The organism is Arthrobacter sp. 01T428 (genome assembly GCF_056398685.1).
In genome coordinates, this window is record NZ_JBFTPW010000015.1 from 114,545 (window position 1) to 134,844 (window position 20,300).

16 protein-coding genes and 1 tRNA gene are annotated in these 20,300 nt (G+C 63.1%); 8 read left to right on the forward strand and 9 right to left on the reverse strand.

Features of this window, described 5'->3' with window-relative positions; genetic code table 11:
* Positions 1-53: 53 nt before the first annotated feature.
* Positions 54-130 (forward strand) — tRNA-Pro (locus AC1DJB_RS16490).
* A 292-nt stretch (positions 131-422) separates the two neighbouring features.
* Here the strand turns inward: AC1DJB_RS16490 and AC1DJB_RS16495 are convergent.
* The gene (locus AC1DJB_RS16495; protein ID WP_059389476.1) at positions 423-686 is read right to left on the reverse strand and encodes a hypothetical protein; all 264 of its coding nucleotides are present in this window, start codon (positions 684-686) and stop codon (positions 423-425) included.
* Positions 687-824: 138 nt separating this feature from the next.
* Here AC1DJB_RS16495 and AC1DJB_RS16500 point away from each other — a divergent pair, with 138 nt between their 5' ends.
* A complete protein-coding gene (locus AC1DJB_RS16500) occupies positions 825-2,111 on the forward strand; it encodes a helix-turn-helix domain-containing protein (protein WP_284990331.1) in 1,287 nt (428 codons plus the stop codon).
* A gap of 63 nt (positions 2,112-2,174) precedes the next feature.
* On the opposite strand, the gene AC1DJB_RS16505 is transcribed toward AC1DJB_RS16500, so the two are convergent.
* On the reverse strand, positions 2,175-3,110 hold the full coding sequence (locus AC1DJB_RS16505) for a phosphoribosylaminoimidazolesuccinocarboxamide synthase (protein ID WP_441437745.1): 936 nt from the start codon (positions 3,108-3,110) through the stop codon (positions 2,175-2,177).
* A gap of 3 nt (positions 3,111-3,113) precedes the next feature.
* On the reverse strand, positions 3,114-4,424 hold the full coding sequence (gene purD, locus AC1DJB_RS16510) for a phosphoribosylamine--glycine ligase (RefSeq protein WP_284990366.1): 1,311 nt from the start codon (positions 4,422-4,424) through the stop codon (positions 3,114-3,116).
* A gap of 135 nt (positions 4,425-4,559) precedes the next feature.
* On the opposite strand from purD, the gene AC1DJB_RS16515 reads away from it, so the two are divergent.
* Genes AC1DJB_RS16515 through AC1DJB_RS16525 form a run of 3 tightly spaced genes read left to right on the forward strand, consistent with a single transcriptional unit; the run spans position 4,560 to position 7,616 of the window.
* Complete coding sequence (locus AC1DJB_RS16515; protein WP_441437746.1) at positions 4,560-6,137, forward strand: molybdopterin-dependent oxidoreductase; 1,578 nt, start codon at positions 4,560-4,562, stop codon at positions 6,135-6,137.
* Positions 6,138-6,173: 36 nt separating this feature from the next.
* Positions 6,174-7,190, forward strand: coding sequence for an asparaginase (locus tag AC1DJB_RS16520; protein WP_059389475.1), 1,017 nt, complete (start codon positions 6,174-6,176; stop codon positions 7,188-7,190).
* Between the two features lie 15 nt (positions 7,191-7,205).
* Positions 7,206-7,616 carry a sterol carrier family protein gene (locus AC1DJB_RS16525; protein ID WP_476910579.1) on the forward strand — a complete coding sequence of 137 codons (411 nt, stop codon included), beginning with the start codon at positions 7,206-7,208 and terminating at the stop codon, positions 7,614-7,616.
* 58 nt (positions 7,617-7,674) lie between these two features.
* Here the strand turns inward: AC1DJB_RS16525 and AC1DJB_RS16530 are convergent, their stop codons facing one another.
* The 3 genes from AC1DJB_RS16530 to AC1DJB_RS16540 all read right to left on the reverse strand — a co-directional run bounded on the left by AC1DJB_RS16530 (position 7,675) and on the right by AC1DJB_RS16540 (position 13,763).
* Positions 7,675-9,165 carry a cation:dicarboxylate symporter family transporter gene (locus tag AC1DJB_RS16530; RefSeq protein WP_476910580.1) on the reverse strand — a complete coding sequence of 497 codons (1,491 nt, stop codon included), beginning with the start codon at positions 9,163-9,165 and terminating at the stop codon, positions 7,675-7,677.
* A gap of 117 nt (positions 9,166-9,282) precedes the next feature.
* Entirely contained in the window at positions 9,283-12,150 is a 2,868-nt protein-coding gene (locus AC1DJB_RS16535; RefSeq protein ID WP_476910581.1) for an aminotransferase class I/II-fold pyridoxal phosphate-dependent enzyme, read from the reverse strand.
* A 14-nt stretch (positions 12,151-12,164) separates the two neighbouring features.
* Positions 12,165-13,763 carry an amino acid permease gene (locus AC1DJB_RS16540; protein ID WP_441433138.1) on the reverse strand — a complete coding sequence of 533 codons (1,599 nt, stop codon included), beginning with the start codon at positions 13,761-13,763 and terminating at the stop codon, positions 12,165-12,167.
* A gap of 272 nt (positions 13,764-14,035) precedes the next feature.
* Here AC1DJB_RS16540 and AC1DJB_RS16545 point away from each other — a divergent pair, with 272 nt between their 5' ends.
* On the forward strand, positions 14,036-15,652 hold the full coding sequence (locus AC1DJB_RS16545) for a PucR family transcriptional regulator (protein WP_441433139.1): 1,617 nt from the start codon (positions 14,036-14,038) through the stop codon (positions 15,650-15,652).
* A gap of 5 nt (positions 15,653-15,657) precedes the next feature.
* Positions 15,658-16,569, forward strand: coding sequence for a glutaminase (locus AC1DJB_RS16550; protein ID WP_332603434.1), 912 nt, complete (start codon positions 15,658-15,660; stop codon positions 16,567-16,569).
* Here AC1DJB_RS16550 and AC1DJB_RS16555 read toward each other — a convergent pair.
* The 3 genes from AC1DJB_RS16555 to AC1DJB_RS16565 all read right to left on the reverse strand — a co-directional run bounded on the left by AC1DJB_RS16555 (position 16,566) and on the right by AC1DJB_RS16565 (position 19,821).
* The gene (locus AC1DJB_RS16555; RefSeq protein ID WP_441433140.1) at positions 16,566-17,330 is read right to left on the reverse strand and encodes an SDR family oxidoreductase; all 765 of its coding nucleotides are present in this window, start codon (positions 17,328-17,330) and stop codon (positions 16,566-16,568) included. The genes AC1DJB_RS16550 and AC1DJB_RS16555 overlap by 4 nt on opposite strands.
* Positions 17,331-17,351: 21 nt before the next feature.
* Positions 17,352-18,110 carry an aspartate/glutamate racemase family protein gene (locus AC1DJB_RS16560; protein WP_441433141.1) on the reverse strand — a complete coding sequence of 253 codons (759 nt, stop codon included), beginning with the start codon at positions 18,108-18,110 and terminating at the stop codon, positions 17,352-17,354.
* 142 nt (positions 18,111-18,252) lie between these two features.
* Entirely contained in the window at positions 18,253-19,821 is a 1,569-nt protein-coding gene (locus AC1DJB_RS16565; protein WP_307055798.1) for an NCS1 family nucleobase:cation symporter-1, read from the reverse strand.
* Positions 19,822-20,036: 215 nt separating this feature from the next.
* Here AC1DJB_RS16565 and AC1DJB_RS16570 point away from each other — a divergent pair.
* A partial coding sequence (locus tag AC1DJB_RS16570) for a hypothetical protein (RefSeq protein ID WP_476910582.1) occupies positions 20,037-20,300 on the forward strand: 264 nt, incomplete at its 3' end.

The following is a 20,300-nucleotide window of genomic DNA, read 5'->3' on the forward strand; positions in this document are numbered from 1 at the left end:
TTCGCATCCGGGGAGGGATCGGCTATTCTTGAACAGTTGCTTTCGCAGCGGATCGGGATGTAGCGCAGCTTGGTAGCGCGCTTCGTTCGGGACGAAGAGGTCGCAGGTTCAAATCCTGTCATCCCGACCAATTGGTAGAAGACCTTCCACTCGGAAGGTCTTCTACTTTATTTAACGAGCTTTTCGGCAGCCAGGGAAAACCCGGAAACATTCCCCTGACCGGTTTTCTCGCTCGCCCCTGAGGTTTAGAGACAAGTGTTGTTAACAACCCGACACAAAGACTCGGGGCATATCACGGTCCACGCGGATCTTCGCGCAAAAGAAATCCCCGGTGTGTCGATTTCAGACTACCGGGGACTTCTTCACTTCATTTGAATTATCCAGCGGCCACCGGGATCCCGGGTGCCGCCCTCGAGCCTCAGCTACACAGGATCGGGCCAGTTACCGATTGCCTGCGACACCCTCATCGGATCAGGCCAGTTACCAATAGCCTGCGAGACCACACCCATCGGATCGGGCCAGTTGCCGATAGCCTGCGACACCCTCATCGGATCAGGCCAGTTACCAATGCTGAGCACCGTGCTGACGGTGTCTGCCACAGGGGCTGCGGAAACGACGGCTGGCGCCGCGGCGGAGAATGCAAGAGCGCCGGCCAAGGCCACTGCTGCAGCAATCTTCTTCAACATAATTTTTCCTCAATGCGAGTCGGATTCGTTACGGAAATTTCGCGGTCCCTGTTGACATTCATTGTAAAATGTTTTCCACAGCGACTGTCAAGCTTTAGGCGTAAAGACAGCGCAAAGACAAGCCTCTAGGAGGAACCTGTGGGGAACGGATTCGGAGAAAAGCTCCGTGCCGAACGGCTCGAACGTGGGCTGACCCAGGCTGAATTGGGCAGGGATCTTTACTCACCCAGCTACATTTCACTTCTTGAAACCGGCCGGCGGGAGCCCACGGCCGAAGTCATTGAAGAACTCGCCCGCCGTCTGGAGCTGGCACCGAAAGCCTTGGAAGCCTGGAGCCAACCCGTATCCGTCAGTGACGCCGAATACGTGCTCGCAGGGCTGTACGCCAGGCAAGCCTGGGACCTCCGGGACTACCCGCTTGCCGCAAGCCACGCATCAACCGCCGCCCAGATCGCGCTCGAGGCAAAGAACACCAGCGCCTGGTGGAACATGACCTACATGCAGGCCGAATGCCTCATGAAGCAGGGCCAGTTGAAGGAGTGCCAGCAGATCATCCAGCATCTCCTGGAGCATCCCATGGCTACCGAATCTGCGGGCCTGGGCGTCCGCGCCCGCCAGATGCTTGCCGCCGTCTGCCACGGACAAGGGCAGCTGTCCACCGCCGTCGAGCACGCCAAGGAAGCCGTGAGGCTTTCCGAGCAGCTGCCCAAAGGCTCAACCCTGATCATCGGGGCGCACCGCGCCCTGATCGGTGCATTGGCCGAGAGTGGCAGGTTGGACGAGGCCTGGACGTATTGCCAGGCCATGAACAACCAGATGGACGATCATTCGATGTCGCAGCTCGCAGGCGAAGTGGCCTGGGTGGTGGGAAACGTAGCTTTCATGCGCCACGACTACGTTGAAGGCATCAAGCATCACGAGCGCGCCGCCAAGCTGCTCTCCCCCGCCAACGACATTGAGCTGTGGGCCCGTTTCAACAAGGCGTCGGCGGCTGTCCGGCTCTCCTCGGGAATCGTGGAGCCGGAGACGCTCTCGGCCATCGAACGCGCTGAACTCGCCCTGTCGATTGTGGGCGGAAACAAGACGGACCAGTTGGAAGTTGCCTTTATCCGCGCCCGCTGGCTCTACCTGACGGGCGACATCCCGGCAGCCATCACCAAGTTGCGCGAAATCCACGCGGACCGCGATGTCCTCGCCCGGCACACCGCAGGCGAAGTCGCGTTCCTCCTCGGCAAGGCCCTCAAGGCAGCTGGTGAAAACACGGACGCACTGGTCCATCTCGAAGAGGCCCAACGCGATTTCACCGCCGCGGGTGCAGCCGACCGCGTCCAGCAGGCCATGGACTCCGTACTCGAGATCCGGCTGGCGGAACGGCGGGCGGCGTCGGGCCATGCCGGCGGCGCGCAGTCTTCCCGCGCAAGCTAGCGAACCCAACTGGCTCGCAGTTGTTGTCGTTTAGACGCGTCTAAACGAGGGTAGCGGTGGGGATCAGACGAAAGTCCGGCCGGTCAGCTTCTCGTAGGCCTCCACATAGCGGGCACGAGTCTTCTCGACGACGTCGGCCGGCAGCGCGGGCGGCGGGGCGTCACTCGAGCGGTCCCAGCCGGATTCCGCGGAAGTCAGCCAGTCACGCACAAACTGCTTGTCGAACGATGGCTGCGCCTTGCCCGGCGCGTACGTTTCAGCGTCCCAGAAACGCGAGGAATCCGGAGTCAGGACCTCATCGCCCAGGGTGATGACACCCGTATTGACGTCGATGCCGAACTCAACCTTCGTGTCGGCCAGGATGATGCCGCGGCCCCGGGCGATCTCTTCCGCACGGGTGTAGATCTTCAACGTGAGTTCGCTCAGGCGTGCGGCGATATCGTCGCCCACCATCGCGACGACGTCGTCGTATGTGATGTTCTCGTCGTGTTCGCCGACTTCAGCCTTGGCGGAAGGCGTGAAGATCGCATGCCCCAAGCGCGAGCCGTCAACCAGGCCCTCGGGCAAGGGGATGTCGCAGACGGTGCCCGATTGGCGGTACTCGGCCAGGCCCGAGCCTGTGAGGTACCCACGGGCGATGCATTCCACGGGGAACATCTCCAGCCGCTTGCAGATCATCGCGCGGCCCTCAACTTCCGCGGGCACACCCTCGGCGGCTGTGGACGCAAGGACGTGGTGCTCCACCCCAAGCTGCTCGAACCACCACAAACTCAGCTGCGTGAGGACCCGGCCTTTGTCCGGGATCTCGCTGCTCAAGACGTGGTCGTAGGCGCTGATGCGGTCGCTGGCCACCACCAGGACGCGGTCCTGGCCCGACTCCGCCCCGCTGAAATCATCCGCATGAACGTAGAGGTCGCGGACTTTGCCCGAATAGAAGTGCTTCCACCCCGGCAGGTCGAGGGTTTCGGTCTGCAGGCCGTTTGCGTTGCTTTCGGGCATGATTCAGGCCTTCACATTCGGGATGGAGCCGGTGGCCGGGGAGACCACGTGGATCTCGCCACGGGCTGCCTTGCCGGCGATATCGGTACGGAACTGTCCGCCGTCGAGCTGGACCAGCTCCACGCCGTCGTAAGCCCGCTCGCGGGCCTCCACGAGGTCCGTTCCCAGCGCGACAACAGCCAGTACGCGGCCGCCGGCGGAGACAACCCGGCCTTCTTCGTCCAGTTTGGTACCGGCGTGGATGACGTGGACGCCTTCCAGCGCGTCCACCTTGTTCAAGCCGCGGATCCGGTCTCCCGTGCGGGGGGTGTCCGGGTAGTTTTCGGCGGCGACGACGACGGCGACGGCCGACTCCTTCGACCAGCGCAGCTCTTCGGCCTGGTCCAGTTCGCCCTTGGCGGCTGCCAACAGGAGTGCGCCGAGCGGGGTCTTGAGCCGGGCCAGGACCGCTTGCGTTTCAGGATCGCCGAAGCGGACGTTGAATTCGATGACGCGCGTCCCGCGGGAAGTCAGTGCCAGGCCGCAGTAAAGGACGCCGACGAACGGAGTACCGCGGCTGGCCATCTCGTCCACGGTGGGCTGCGCAACGCGGTCGATGACTTCCTGGACCAAGCCAACAGGTGCCCAGTCGAGGGGGGTGTAGGCGCCCATGCCGCCGGTGTTGGGCCCTTCGTCATTATCGAAAATCCGCTTGAAGTCCTGTGCCGGGGACAGCGGCACGGTGGTGCGGCCGTCGCAGAGCACAAACAGGGAGACTTCGGGTCCGTCCAGGAACTCCTCGATCACCACGGTTCCGCCAGCGTCGAAACAAGCCTGCGCGTGGGCGAGAGCTTCCTCGCGGTCATTGGTGACCACGACGCCCTTGCCGGCGGCCAGTCCGTCATCCTTGACCACATGCGGAGCGCCGAAAGTGTCCAGTGCGTCAGCAGCCTCTGCGGCGTTTGTTGCCACGCGGGCCATGGCGGTGGGCACGCCGGCCTCGGCCATGACTTCCTTGGCGAACGCTTTGGAGGCTTCGAGCTGCGCCGCGGCCTTGCTGGGGCCGAAGACCGGAATGCCGGTTTCGCGGACGGCGTCGGATACGCCCGCCGCGAGTGGGGCTTCGGGGCCGACCACAACCAGGTCAACCGCAAGCTTTGTCGCAAGCGCTGCGACGGCGCCGGGGTTGTTCCCGTCGATCGCGTACGTGGGGACCAGCTTGGCGATGCCGGCGTTTCCCGGAGCCGCGTGGACCTCGGAAACGTTGGGATCCTTGAGCAAGGAGCGGACAATTGCGTGTTCGCGGCCGCCGGGGCCAATGACGAGTACCTTCACAGTCTTCAAGGGTACTTTGTGCGGGGGCAGGACTCCTAAGCTGTCTCCACCATTGGACATGCGCACCCGGACCGCCGGCACCACGAGGGAGCATGTCCAACCCATCTCGGGGGCCTCCGGCTACGAACAACCTGCATGAAGAAGCTCAGGAACTGGCTCAGGGGACCCACCGCATTGGCTGCACTGGCCGGGGTGGCCGCCGCCGCCGTCGTACTTTCCGTTGCGGAACTGATCGGCGCCTTCTTTACGGCCCGGGCAACTCCTGTGATTGCGCTGGGGTCAACCTTCATCGACTTCACGCCGCCGTGGATGAAGGACTTCGCCGTGACCACGTTCGGCACCAATGACAAAGCCGCGCTGTTTGTGGGAATGGGCCTGACCATCTTCGCGCTGGCTTGCGTGCTAGGTGTCGTGGCCTTCCGCAATTGGGCCTTGGGTGTGTTGGGCGTGCTCGGCATGGGTGCGGTGATTGTGGCTGCCGTAGTGACCAGGGCCAGCGTGACGCCCGCGGATTCCATACCGAGCCTGATCGGCACGGCGGCTGGGCTCGTGGTTCTCCGCCTCTTGGTGGCCCGGCTTTGGCGGCTGAAATCCTTCCCGGACGCCCCCGCCGACACCGCGGCCAAAGGCATCGAACGTCCCGCCACGACGCGCCGGACGTTCTTCGCCGCCACCGGTATCACCGTTGCCGCAGCCGCCATCGCAGCCGGCGGCGGCCGGTTCCTGAGTGCCGCACGCAGCAATGTGGCCAAGGCACGGGATTCCTTGAAACTCCCCGCTCCCGCCCGGGCTGCTGCCCCCGTTCCCGCGGGCGTCCAGTCCCCGACGCCGGGAGTCACCCCTTGGCTCACCCCATCCAAGGACTTCTACAGGATCGACACCGCCTTGAGCGTGCCGGAGATCAATGCCCAGGAGTGGGAGCTGCGGATCCACGGGCTGGTGGAACAAGAGGTGCGGCTGAGCTTTCAAGACCTGCTCGACGCCCAACTGATCGAAACCCACGTGTCGCTCACGTGCGTGTCCAATCCCGTGGGCGGAAACCTGGCCGGCAACGCCAAGTGGTTGGGCATGCCCATCCGTGACGCGCTGAAACAAGCCCGGCCCAAACCCGGAGCGGACATGGTCCTCTCCACCTCGATCGACGGCTTCAGCGCCTCCACTCCGCTGGAGGTGCTTCAGGACGGCAGGGATGCCATCCTGGCCATCGGCATGAACGGCGAACCCCTCCCGCTGGAACACGGCTACCCCGTGCGCATGGTGGTTCCCGGTCTTTACGGTTTCGTCTCGGCGACCAAATGGGTGGTGGACCTGGAAGTGACCCGATTCGCGGACAGCAAGGCCTATTGGACCACCCGGGGCTGGTCCGAGCGGGGTCCCATCAAGACCATGGCCCGGCTGGAAGTTCCCAAGTCCTTCGCCAAGGTGCCGGCTGGCAAGGTTGCCTTGGGTGGCACGGCCTGGGCCCAGACCCGCGGCATCAAGAAGGTGGAGGTCCAGATAGACAACGGCCCTTGGTCCGAAGCCACCCTTGCCGCGGAGGCATCTGTTGTCACGTGGAGGCAGTGGTCCTTCACGTGGGACGCCACTCCGGGACCCCACTACATCAAGGTCCGTGCCACGGATGGAACGGGCGAACTGCAGACCGAAAAGCGGGCGGATCCCGTGCCCGACGGCGCCTCGGGATGGCAGTCCGTTATGGTGACCGTGGAGTAGCCGGGGAAGACCGTTCCTTCACCCTAGACTTGCATCATGCCCTTGAGTTCGCATGAAACCTTTAGCGTTGAGTCCGCCGTCGAACTGGCAGTGATCGAACGCAGCGGCTTCATCGAATCGCGCCATATCGGTTCCGCAGTGGTGCTTTCCGGTGACGGATCCGTGGTGACCCAACTCGGCGACATCAGCACGCCCATCTATGCCCGCTCCGCGCTCAAGCCTTTCCAAGCCCTGGCTTCGATGCAGTCGGGGGTTCCGCTCCGCGGCGCCCAAGTGGCTTTGGCCTGCGCCAGCCACGTGGGCTCGCTGGATCACATGGACGTGGTGGAAGGCATGCTCAAAGCCGCAGGCGTCCGTGAAGAACAACTGCAGTGCCCGTCGGTATGGCCACAGGACGAAGTCGCGCGCAACTGGTTGATCCGTTCCGAGCACGGCAAGTCCAGGTTGGCTTCCAATTGTTCAGGCAAGCACGCGGCTTTCCTCTGGGCCTGCACCGAGAACGGCTGGGACACGCACAGTTACCTGGAGCCCAACCATCCCTTGCAGCACCGCGTGCGGACCGTTATCGAGGAATACAGCGGCGAGAAAATCGCCCATCTCGGCATCGATGGCTGCGGGGCACCAGTGGCCGCGCTTTCCCTGACCGGTCTGGCACGGGCCTACTCGCGCCTGGCCCAAGCCCCGCGGGACCAGAGCTCCAACGCCCGCGCGGCAACCATCGCCACGTCCATGTTGGACTACCCGTGGGCAGTGCAGGGCCGCGGCGAGGCGAACACCATCGTCATGGACGAACTCGAAGTGCTTGCCAAGGGCGGTGCGGAAGGGGTCCTGGTCCTGGCAACCCCCACAGGTGCCTCTGTCGCAGTGAAGATCCTGGACGGGAATCCCCGCGCGGCCACCCTGGTTGGGCTCACGCTTCTCGCGGTTGCCGGCGCCGTCGACATTCCCGGCGTCTCAAGCGTCCTCGAAAAGGTCGTTGAGCCCGTCCTCGGCGGTGGCCACTCTGTGGGCAGGATCCGCCTGGGCCACGCCGTTTCGGCGCTTCTGGACTGATTGGAACTGCGAACAATGGCAATTGCACGACGCCGGATCGGCCTCGAGGAAGGCCGCGCGGCACTGGCCGCATGGCAGGCCGCCGTCGGGCAGGGCACTGCGGGACCGGAAACGGGTCCGGGGACGCCGCCGTCGCGCACAGTGCTGGCCACCGCGGTGCGTTACTCGCTGGAAGAACTCACCGCACGAGCCCCAGGTAACTCCGTGGAAGTCAGGGTGCCGCCGTACGGTGTGACCCAGTGCGTGGAGGGCCCCCGGCACACGCGTGGCACCCCACCGAATGTCATAGAGTGCGACGCCGCCACCTGGCTCGCGATGGTCACCGGCCGCTTGGCGTGGTCCGCCGCCGTCGACGCCGGCCGGGTAGCCGCGTCGGGCCTGCGCGCCGATTTGTCGGAGCTGCTGCCGCTTTTCGCAAGTTCTTAAGTAACCGATCGCCCCACGGCGGGGCCGTGGGGCGATCAACTGGAATGGTGCGTGGTGCCTAGTCCGGACTGACCAAGGGGCTCCGGTGTTGGCCCGGTTTGATCATTTCGAACTGCGGTATCGCGTCGGGGTTCGGGCCGCCCCGGAACTTCGGCGAAGGCTCGCGTCCTTCGCTGAGGCGCTCGATTTCCTGTTCTTCGAAGACGTCTTCGGCTCCGAGCATGATGGCGGAATCCTCGTTGGTGATTTCACCGTTGAAGGCGCGGACCATGACCGAACGGTCGAACTGGCCCTCCCATTTCGCTACGACAAACGTAGCCACACAGTTGCCAAGCAGGTTGACGACGACGCGCATGGAGTCCATGAGCCGATCGGCACCCAGGAGCAGCGCGACGCCGGCGACCGGGAAGATGCCCAGTGCGGCGGCTGTGGCCGAGAGTGCCAGGAAGGACGAACCGGGTACGCCGGCCATGCCCTTGGACGTCAGGAGCAGGACACCCAGGGCCGCCAACTGCTGGCCGAGGTCAAGGTGGTGGCCGAAGGCCTGGGCCAGGAACAACAGCGAGATCGAAAGGTAGATCGCGGCGCCGTCGAGGTTGAAGGAGTAGCCCGTGGGAACAACCAGGCCGGTGGTGGCCCGGGAGCAACCGGCGTTGGTCAGCTTGGTCATGATCCGGGGCATGACCGCCTCGGTGGATGCCGTGCCGAGTGCGAGGAGGAATTCCTCACGGGTGTACTTCAGGAACTGCCACAGGGGCACCCGGGCGAAGCTCCAGGCGACGAGGAACAGCAGGCCGATGAAGACGATGGCCGCCCCGTAACAGGAGGCGATGAGGAGCGCATAGGTCCCGAGGGTATCGAGTCCGTACTGGCCGATGATGAACGCCATGGCGCCGAAGGCACCGATGGGCGCCACTTTCATGATCCAGGACATGATCTTGAAGATCAGTTCCAGGACGGTTTCCATGAGGCTGATGACCGGGAGGCACCGCTCGCGTCCGATGACGACGATTGCCGCGCCGAAGAAGACCGAGAAGAACAGGACCTGGAGCAGGCTGTTGCTGGCGAACGCGCCGATCACAGAGGTGGGAATGATGTCCAGGAGGAAGGAAGCCGCATCCTTGGGCGGCGCAGTCCCGGTCTTCGCGTTCAGCGCGTCCTGGGAGAGGGTGCTCGGATCGATGTGCAGTCCGGCGCCGGGCTGCACGAGGTTTCCCACGATCAGCCCGAAGACCAGTGCGAAAAGCGTGGCGCCGGTGAAGTATAGGAGGGCCTTGACCCCGACCCTTCCGACCGCCTTGACGTCGCCCACCGCCGAGATACCCGTGACGATCACGAGGAAGATCAGCGGAGCGATGATCATTTTGATGAGTTGGATGAAACCATCGCCCAGTGGCCGAAGGGCGGACCCGATGTTCGGCCAAAAATGGCCGATGAGTACACCTGCGACGACGGCGATCAGAATTTGGAAGAAGAGCGACTTGTACAGTGGCTTCTTCTTCCGCGGGGCCGAACTCGCCTTCAGCGCCGCAGAGTCTGGGAACTTCATTGATCTGAACCAATCAGTTTGGGAACAGCCCCGATTTTCGGGGATGAATTCAATGTAATCCCGATCACACCATTCCACAAGGAGGAATTCAAATTTCACAATGCGGAATAGGCGAATTCAGTGCTGCGCTTCCTCGCCCGCCTTGTCCGTGAAGATCCTGAACCCACGAAGTGGGTCGAAGCCGTGGACTTCCCGCGTATCGAGAGCCTCCATGAACTCCAGCGCCTGGCTGGTGATGACCTGGCCCGGGACCAGGATGGGGAAGCCCGGAGGGTAAGGGGTGACGAATCCGGCCGAAACAACTTCCTCGCCTTCCGCGATCCTGGCCTTGAGGTCTCCCGCGGACAGGTAGGTGGTTGATCCATCCTTGTAGCTCTCGAAATAGGCGGCACGGATGTCCCCATCAGGACTGAGCGGATCGCGCCGGTAGCGGTCCGCGAAGCTGCTGAAATCGGGCAACGGCGGAGTGGTTCCCGTGAGCCCCGCGGCGAGACCTTCGTCTGCCGTTTTCCGCGCCGGCCGTTCCTCTTCGAAGGACTCTGCCAGCTTGACGAGGACTTCGATCAGGTAGGCGACGGCGCTGCGGGAGGTGCCGATGTTGGTCATGAACAGCACGGTGTTACGTGACGTCTTGTTGACTTGGATGCCGTGCTTGTCGGCGAGGTACCGGTGCCGGAAAGTATCGCCGTCGATCCCTGTCCGGCTGATGTCCAGCGTGAGGCGGCTGGGGTCGACGACGAACTCGTCGTGCAGCCAGGCGTCCGCCAGTGCCGCCAGCCCATCCCGGAGCGGCATGGCACTGCCGGTTTCCCGATAGGGCGCCGCAATGAGGTCCCTCGACGTGAGGACCCGGAAGTATTTCTTCAGCAGGGGGTGACGGGCCACTGCCTGGGCAACGATGGTTGCCAGGTCCGCCTGTTTCTGCACCAGGCCGAAACCCTCAAGCTCCACCTGGCGGCGGCCGATGTCGAGCGAAGCAAGGATCTGGTAATTGGGCGACGTGGAGGTGTGGGTCATATATGCTTCGCGAAATGACTCTTGGTTATGCTCGCTGAAGTCTTGGTCGAAGACATGGATCATGGATCCCTGACGTAGCGAGGTGAGGGTCTTGTGGGTGGACTGCGTGGCGTAGACGCGCAGCCGCGCTTTCGCTGGATCCGGAATAAGCCGGGTCTTCAGCCAGAGTTCATCGTCGGCGGGCGCACCCGTCACTGGATCGTGGAGAGATGCCGCTTGTTCGGCGTGCCTGGCGGCATAGCCGGGATCACTGAATGAGGCCTCAAGCTTCCTCGCCGCGGCCATGGCCGTCCTGCGCCGAAAGACGGGGTGGGACCGGGCGAAGGCGAACCAGGCCTCGTCCCAAAGGAAGACGAGGTCCGGTTTGATGGCCAGGCATTCTTCCATGACGCGTTCTACGTCATAGACGATGCCGTCGAAGGTGCAGTTGGTCAAAGTGATCAACTTGACTTCATCCAAGCGCCCGGCACGTCGGTAGGCCAGCAACCGGGCCTTGATCGTGGCCAAGGGCACGGCACCGTAGAAGGCGAACTTGTCCAGCGGGTAGGCGTCCAAGTAGGAAACCCGGGCTCCCGCGAGGACGAAAGCGTAGTGATGGGATTTGTGGCAGTTGCGGTCGACGAGGACCACATCCCCTGGAGCAAGGATGGACTGATGGACGATCTTGTTGGCGGTGGATGTTCCATTGGTGACGAAGAAGGTTTTCTGGGAACCGAAAGCCCGCGCCGCCAAGTCTTGGGCCTCCTTGATCGATCCGTGCGGATCCAACAGCGAATCGAGGCCTCCCGACGTCGCGGACGTCTCGGCCAAGAGGAGGTTCATGCCGTAGAAATCGGCCATGTCGCGGATCCAGGGCGAATTGCCCACCGAGCCACCGCGGGAGATCGGCAAGGCGTGGAAGACGCTGGCCGGGCGCCGGCTGTATTCCTGCAGTGCGGTGAAAAACGGAGTCCGGTACCGCTCGGCAACACCCGACAACAGCGACAGATGCAGGTCGAGATTGTCCTGCCTGCGGAAAATCCTCCGGAACCGCTTCGTCAGTGAGCCCGCGAGGCTCTCCATGGCCACACCGGCTACCAGGTACACGTCCAGTTCGGGGCGCAACTCGGAGATCTGCTCGGCAAGGCTGAGGAACCTGCCCAGCGGTGGCATGCCCGCAAGGTCAGTGCCCACGAGGCCGGCAAGGTATTTCCTCAGGTCGCGGCCAAGCGGCTGGCTGCTGGCGATGCTGAATCCCGGGCGGAGAATGCACGCTTGGATGGCTGGGTTCAGGACCAAGGCAACCAGCGCATCCTCGTAGCTGGGAACCACGATGAGTTCATAGGTGAAGGCATCGGACGGCCTCCGCTGGGCCAGCAATTCCGCTTTCAGCGCTTCGGCTTCTTGTTCAGTCATGTCGTCGACAAACAGGACATCGAACCGGGGACGCTCCCCCGCCGGCCGCCGCTCCCGGCCGTCTTCCGGGACACCCGAAATAGAGCGCTCCGCCCCGGACTGCCCTGGTTCTTGGCCGACCCGGTCCGGGCTGACCGGTCCCGGGCTGGCTGGACGCGGACCTACTGGTCCCGGACCGGCGGAAGGCATCAGGTGCGCCATTCCGCGGATCATGCCCAATCCGGCGTCGTAATCGCCCGAATCCATGCAGTTTAGTAACGGCGCCAACGCGGCGAGCCCCGGCGCCGCCCAATACAGTTCCATGGCCTGAAGAAGGCGCAGCGCCTGGACGGCTTGATCCTGCAGTCCGGAGAGCGACTGCATTCCCTGTCCTCCCTTTGCCAGCTGCTTGAACGCGTACCCGAGAAACTCCCACGCGTCAGCGCGCGAACGCCACGCGCTGCTGGGCGTCTGGATGTCCTGCCTTGGAGGTTGGCTGTTCACGTGGCTTCGCTTGCTCGGAGTGGTTTCCGTCGTCAGGGTGGCGCTGTTGTTTCGGGGCGTGATGCCGGGCAAAGTGGTTCCGCTTTCCATCAATTCGTTGTGCATCAGGAGCGTTGGCCGCCCTGGGAGAAGGAACCGGCGACGACGGGAAGGTCGCCAGTGTGGCCGCGCCGGGCCTCGGCTGCCTCCAGGATGCGTTTGCGGCAAGCGAACCAGCCAGCAATGAGGAGGGGTATCAGGAGCAGAAGGGAAGCGAGGACCCAGCGCCCCGTCTCCGAGAAGCCCATCGTGACAAGAACGAAGGCGAGGAAGGCGAGCGTGAGGTATGAAGTGAAGGGGGCTCCGAAGAGCCGGAATGACGGACGAACGGCCTTGCCGAGCCTGACCCAGGCCTGAAGCTTGATGTGGCACAGGATGATGGTTGCCCAGCCGCCGATGATCCCGATCGCAGAGACCTCGAGAACGATCTCGAACACTTGGGACGGCACGAGGGCATTCAGGCCGACGCCAAGCAGAGTGATCACGGCTGTCAGCAGGATGCCGCCATAAGGCACCCCCGATTTGCTCATCCTGGCGGTGAACTGTGGCGCGGAGCCATTGACCGCCATCGACCTCAAGATCCGGCCCGTGGAATAGAGGCCGGCGTTGAGGCTCGACAAGGCGGCTGTCAGGACAACGAAGTTCATCACCGATGCCGAAACGGCCGCGGCATGGGGATCTCCGAGATGGGAAAAGAAGGTGACGAAGGGCGATTCGCCGGATTTGTACGCCGTGAACGGCAAGAGCAGCGAGAGCAGCACCACGGAACCGACATAGAAGAGCGCAATCCGGAAGACGACCGTGTTGACGGCCTTCGGCATCACCCTTTCCGGATTGGCAGTTTCGCCTGCAGCCGTACCAACAAGTTCAATCGCGGCATACGCGAACACGACGCCGCTGATCGCCAGCAAGGGCGCTACGGCACCGGTCGGGAAAGCTCCGCCGTGGTCCAGGATCACGCCCAGCCCTGGAACGCCGATGTCGGTCTTCCCACCAAAGACGATGAAGCAGACCCCGACGACGAGGAAGGCTACCAGCGCGGTCACCTTGATCAGGGCGAACCAGAATTCCATCTCGCCGAAGATCTTCACGGAGACGAGGTTCAGGGCCAGCACAATGACAAGGGCGCAAAGGGCGATAAGCCATTGCGGGATTGTTTGCAGCGGCTCCCAGAATTGTCCCCAGAACTTGACGTAAAGCGCCACGGCCGTGACATCGACAATCGACGTCATGGCCCAGTTGAGGAAGTAGAGCCAGCCGGCCGCATAGGCCATCTTCTCGCCATAGAACTCCCTGGCATAGGACACGAACGAACCCGAGGATGGCCTGTGGAGAACCAGTTCGCCGAGGGCGCGCAGAATCAGGAACGCAAAGAACCCGCAAAGGGCGTAGACGAAGATCAAGGCTGGGCCGGAACCGTTCAATCGGCCACCTGCCCCCATGAAAAGGCCCGTTCCGATCGCTCCACCGATGGCTATCATTTGGATCTGCCGCGGCTTGAGCGTCTTGTGGTACCCGGCCTCCTCGCTCGAAAAGTCCTGCGCCGAGGTTGAACGGTCGCCAAGAAGCTCCCGGTTGTTTTCCAGCGAATCAGCGGGATCAAGCCCGGCAATCCGAGCCCCGGCGATCGGGCTTGGCGCAGGCGAGTTCAGTGTGCGTTTCATTCCAGGGGTCTCCTTTGACTCCGGTTCCGCGGGTGCGGCTGCATGCTCCAGAACTTGTCCCCCGGCTTGAGTGTTGGATCACAGCTGCACTGCTGGATCGTCAGCGGGGGGACGGAAAACAACTCTAGGTTCCAGCGGAAGGGAAGGAACTGTCTGGCCAGCTAAATTCGCCGGATCCCCGTTGTGCGCGAATAACAACTCCGTTCCGCCTGAGTGCGAGTAATGTTCATGGCTGTGAGCGCGGCTAAGCCGCTTAGAGGAAGTGAATACGGGTGGCACCCCTTGAATCTGCCGAGCATGTCATTGGCGCCATGCTCAGCGACATACTTGAAGACATCGGCGTCGACAACGGGCAGCTGCTGGTTCCTCCCGGAATGGACAATGGCACGGTTCGTGAAACCGTGATCGTGGACGCCGAGGACGAGACGGCCGTCCAACGCGGGAGCTTGGTCTTGCTGATCGGAGTCCGGGGTCGCGCGGCATTGCCGAGCATCCGGAAGCTGATTCCGGACTACCCCGCCGCCGTCGCGGTCAAAGGGAGCGAGGAGGAACTGGACGCCGTCCGGGAAATGCTGCTTCCCACCGGAATCGGCCTGATTGCCGTGTCTCCCGCAATGAGCTGGGGCACGCTGGAGAGTATCGCCAAGGACCGCATCCAGGAGCCGGCACTTTCCACGGACGCGTCCACGATCATCCACCGGGATCTTTTTGCGATCGCCCAGACCACCGCCACCCTGACCAACGGCCACGTCGTCATTGAGGATCCCGCAAACCGCGTCCTGGCGTATTCACCGGCCTCCAACGACGTCGATGAACTACGCAGGCTCTCCATCCTGGCCCGACGTGGACCCGAACGCTACCAAAAACTGTTGAAAGAGTCCGGGGTCTATAAGCACCTGCAAGCGGCCGAAGCTCCCATCCACATGGAAGCCAACCCGACGGAAGGCCTACGGGAACGGGTGGCCATCGGGATCCACGCGGGCAACCGGATCCTGGGGTACATCTGGCTTCAAGAAGGGAAGGAACCCCTCGCTCCCAACACGGACAAGCTCATGGTCGGAGCTGCACGGCACGCGGCGATAGAACTGGTCCGGCACCGCAACGAACAGTCCCAGGCACTGCGGCGCGACAGGATCTCCAGCCTGCTCAGCGGCACTCCGCAGATCCACTCCCAGGCACAGTCCGCGGGCATCGATCCATCCAAGCCGGCGGCCCTCGTCCTGATTTCCGCCAAAGGCGACGACGAGTCCGCGGCGGGCCTACAACTGCGGCGCGGCGAGTTGGCGAATGTGGCTTCGATCCATGCGGCGGCCTACCGACCAGGTGCTGTGGTGGGAGCCATCGGCCTGGAAATAGCCATGATTCTTCCCGATCTTGACCCAGTGAAGTCCCCGCCGGCCATCAACCGCCTCATCAACCTCATTGTCCGGGACGCAAGGGTCCACCTGCACTGCCAGGTGCAGGCCGCCGTCGGACCCGTCGTCGAACGCCTCGACGCATTGCATGGCACCCTGGAGCATGTCCGCAGTGTACTGAAGGTCCTGAAAAGCACACCCTCAATCCATGTGGCGTCCTACGCCGACGTGGAAACAACTGTTTTGACGAAGGAACTGCTGGAGCTTCTGGCGTCAAGGACCGACCTTCGGCACCAGGGCATCACCCTGTTGTGCAAGCGATACCCCGAGTTCGCCACAACGCTGTTGACCTACCTTGAATTCTTCGGCGATGTGAACCGGTGCGCAGAGGAACTGGCCGTCCACCGGAATACGGTGCATTACCGCCTGAGGCGTGCGTGCGAAGTGGCGGGCATCGACCTCCAGTCCGCAGAGCAACGGCTGCTCGCACATCTTCAGCTCAGGCTGTGGACCCACTCCGAAGGACGGAACTGAGTAGCATGGACCTCCAGAATCTCCTTGACGACATTGTCGGCACGGTCCGGCCCTTGCTCGGCCAAGGAGCACCTGCCGACTACATCCCGAGCCTGGCCGCGGTGGATGCCAAGCAATTCGGCATTTCCATGGCAACCGCCAACGGCGACGTGTTCTCCTCCGGAGACGCCGACGTGCCCTTCTCCATCCAAAGCATTTCGAAGGTCTACGCCCTCGCCCTCGTGCTCGCTGGCGATGGCGACCGGATCTGGAAGCGCGTGTTCAGGGAGCCTTCAGGCAATCCATTCAATTCCTTGGTGCAGCTGGAACATGAGGACGGAATTCCGCGGAATCCGTTCATCAACGCCGGCGCCCTTGTTGTCACGGACAGGCTGCTCAGCATCGCGGGCAGCTCGCCATCTCCCGTCCGGGAATTGCTCCGCCAAGAAAGCGGTAACGACTCCGTCGATACGGACCCCGAAGTGGCAGCGTCGGAGGCAGCCAACAGCCACCGCAATGCCTCGCTGGCACACTTCCTGGCCAGCTACGGGAACCTGGAAAACCCCGTGGAATCGGTCCTCGAGGCTTACATCAGCCAGTGCGCCCTGGAAATGAGCTGCACCGACTTGGCCCTGGCGAGCAGGTTCCTGGCCAACAACGGGCTGCTCGGGAACGGCACACCGCTGCTGTCCCCGTCCCAGACCAAGAGAATCAACGCCGTGATGCTCACGTGCGGCACCTACGACGCCGCCGGCGAATTCGCCTACCGCGTAGGACTCCCTGGAAAGAGCGGAGTGGGTGGCGGCATTGTGGCAGTAGTACCCAACAAATGCACCATCTGCGTCTGGAGCCCCGGCCTGGGACGATCCGGGAATTCACTCGCGGGCGTTGCCGCCCTCGACGAGTTCACCACCCGCACGGGCTGGTCGATTTTCTAGCCGCGGCCCACGAACGGCATCCCCGCGGCGGTCACCACCACGGATCCAACGTTGGCCGACGCTGGCATGTTCGCCATCATCAGCACGGCGCGGGCGGCGTCCTCCACGGGAAACATGGGCTCCACACGCCTGCTTCCATCGGCCTGGAGCGCCCCCGAGCCCACGCCGATGGTGTCCATGATTTCGGTGCGGGTGTTGCCGATATCGATCTGCCCGCAGGTAATTCCGAACGGACGCCCGTCCAGCTCGATGCTCTTGGTCAGACCACTCATGGCGTGCTTGCTCACCGTGTACGCGACGGACAATGGCCGCGGCGAATGGGCGGAGATGGAGCCGTTGTTGATGATGCGTCCGCCCTGTGGCTCCTGCGCCTTCATGGTCCGCACAGCCTCTGCAGCGCACAGCATGGATCCTGTGACATTGACGGACAGCGTGGCATTCCAATCGGCCACGCTGATCTCGTCCACACCGCCGGAAGGACCGAAGATGCCAGCATTGTTGAATAGGACATCAACCCTCCCCCAGAGCTGGCGGGCTGCAGCGAAAAGGCGCGCGACGTCGTCGGGCACTGTCACATCGCACGGCACCGCAAGCGCCTCGGGGTGGCCGTCGGCAGTCTCGAGAAGCTGCGCTTCCCGCCGTCCGGCGAGGGCAACGCGGTAGCCGTCGGCCAACAGAAGGCGGGCAACCGCCCGCCCGATTCCGGAGCCGGCTCCGGTGACGACGGCCACCCGGGGCCGGGTGGGGATGGTTTCGCTCACGCGGTTCTCCTGTTTGTCGGGCTAGTGCGCGGCGGGAGCATCCGCCGTCGTCGTGTCCGTTGTGATCAGGGGCCAGCCTATGACGGTCTTGGGGCGCGGTGTGGCGTAGGTCCGGACCTTGGACGTGGACAGTCCCAGGCGGACGAGCGATTCGGCGATGGTCACGGCTGCGGCCACGCCGTCCACCACCGGAACGCCGCAGCGTTGGCGGATCTGTTCGTCGAGTCCTGCCATGCCGCCGCAGCCGAGGACGATGACCTCGGCCTTGTCGTCACGCACGGCTCGTTCGGCCTGTTCCACGATGGCCTCGACTGCGCGTTCCGGGTACTCCTCGAGTTCCAGCACTGCCATGCCGCTCGCGCGGACGGATGCACAGCGGTCGTCGAGGCCGGCAAGCTTGAGGCGGTCCTCGATGAGCGGGACCGCGCGGTCCAACGTGGTGACCACGGAGTATTTGTGCCCGAGGAACATCGCGGTGCTGGCCGCGGCCTCGGTGATGTCGACCACCGGAACGTCGAGGAGCTCCTGGAGTCCTTCGCGTCCGTGCTCGCCGTAGCCGGCCTGGATGACGGCGTCGAACGGTTCGGGGTAGTTGACCACGCGGTCCATCACGGCGATCGCCGCGAGGTAGCTTTCAAAGTTCCCCTCGCACGAATCGGCGCCGAACCGCGGGGTGATGCCGATGATCTCGGTGCCGGGAGCCGCGACGCTTCGCGCCTGGGCTGCGATGGAGTCGGTCATGGATTGGGTGGTGTTGACGTTTGCGACGAGGATGCGCATGTGTTCCTCCTGGATAGCCCAATTAATCCCCACCGCCACCCTCGCCTCGCAAGCTCGGCCAGGGAACCCTGACGGTGTGGGCCCACGCAGTTGTTGTCGTTTTGACGGGCGAAAACGACAACAACTGCGAGTGAGTTGAATATTAGTGGTTGCTGACGACGGCGATCGGCTCGCCGGAGACGTCGGTGTGCTGCTGCTTCTTGTCCGCGAACAAGTAGTAGCACAACGCCCCGATGCCTGCGCCGAAGAACCAGGCGAACGGTGCCGCGGCCTCCAGTGCGGGAACGAACGCGATAAGGATAGCGACGACGGCGGCCGGAACCATGGCGGCGATCGCCCTGGGGTTGACGCCTCGCTTGTAGAAGTAGGTGCCCGAAGGGTGGTCCGTGTAGAGATCGAGGACGTTGACCTTGCCGCGGCGCAGAAGCCAGTAGTCGGCCATGACGACGCCGAACAGCGGGCCGAGCAGCGCGCCGAGTCCGCCCAGGAAGTACACGATCACGAGGGGGTTGTTGTAGAGGTTCCACGGCAGGATGATCAGGCCGATGGTACCGCTGACCCAGGCTGCCTTGCGGAAGTTCAGGTGCTTGGGGAAGAGGTTGGTCAGGGCGTAAACGGGTGCCACGAAGTTCGCCATCAAGTTGACCGCGATGGTCAGGATCAGCAAAGCGAGGCAAGCCAGGACCAGGAAGAGCGTGTTGGGGATGCTCTGCACGATGTCCGAGGGGCTTTCAATGATCTTGCCGTTGATCTTGTACTGGCCGCCGGCCATGATCACCACGATTGCGCCGAAGAGGAGCATGTTGATGGGGATGCCCCAGAAGTTGCCACGGACAATCGACTTCTTGGACACCGAGGAGCGGGTGAAGTCACAGAAGTTCAGGACGAACGTGCCGTAGATGGAGACCCAGAGGGCGCCGCCGGCAAAGATCGTGCGCCACATCTCGCCGCCTTCGAGGCCCTTGATGCCGGACCACTGGATGGCACCCCCGGCCTCAACGAAGACCCAGATGGCAATGGCCAGCATGGTGGCGAGAATGATGGGGCCTGCGAAGGCCTCGTACTTTCGGATCATTTCCATGCCGAAGCTGACAATGACCAACTGGACAATCCAGAGCGATACGAAAGCGATCCAACCAAGGGTGGACAGGCCGAGGATCGAGTTGGCGTCCATGTCCTTGAGCCCGGGGAACATGGCGACAAGCATGACGCGGAGCACCACGGAGGCAAGGTACGTCTGGATTCCGAACCAGGCGATGGCCACGGCCCCGCGGACAAGGCTGGCCAGCTGGGCGCCCCGGATACCGAAGCTGATCCGGCTCATGACCGGGAAGGGAACACCGGTCTTCTGGCCCATGAAACCGGAGAAGGTCAAGAGGGTGAACAGCAAGACGGCGCCGATGCCCAGGGCCACGAGGATTTGCCACCCGCCCAGGCCAAGGGAAAAGAGGCCGATCGCAAAAGCGTAGTTGCCAAGGCTGTGGACGTCGTTGGCCCAGAGGGTGAAGATGCTGTAGCTGGTCCAGCGCCTACCCTCCTTCTTGGTAGGGGCGAGGTCGAGGTTATAGAGGGTGGGGCTGATGTCTCGGCCCGCTGCGACGGACGCTACATCGCACAGGGTTTCATTTCCTACTGACGGATGGACCGAACTGCCTGGCAGGATGGTCTGCTCCGGAGCCGTTGTGACGCCGACTGGGGGAGTCGATTGCATCGTGGATCTCCACTTCTTTGTGGTGCTGCAACTAGGCTTCCGAGACGCTGTGAGAGGAGTTGAAGCTTTTCGCATCGTGGAATCTAGTTATTGAATAGTGAAATAACTGTATGAGCTAGGTCACCTTTGGTCAAGGGCCAAGCTCCCGACGGCGGTCACAAACGGCAGCGTGGGCGCCGCGGGACCCCCTGGGCGCTAGTCTCCGCGGGACGAGATTGACGCTTGACGAACGCATGGCTAATCTCGAATTACAGAATTTTATTCTCACAATACGAAATTTCTATGCACGGTTCAGCGCGCACCACAGTGCAAGCGCCCAGACATTCAATGAAGAGAGGTTGGACGTGGCTGCAGGAGAAGAGACCTCACACATCCTTAGCGGGTTGACTTCCCAGCTGCCTGATCGTGATCCGGAAGAGACTGCCGAGTGGGTTGAGTCTTTGGATGCGTTGATCAGGGAGCAGGGCACGGAGCGGGCG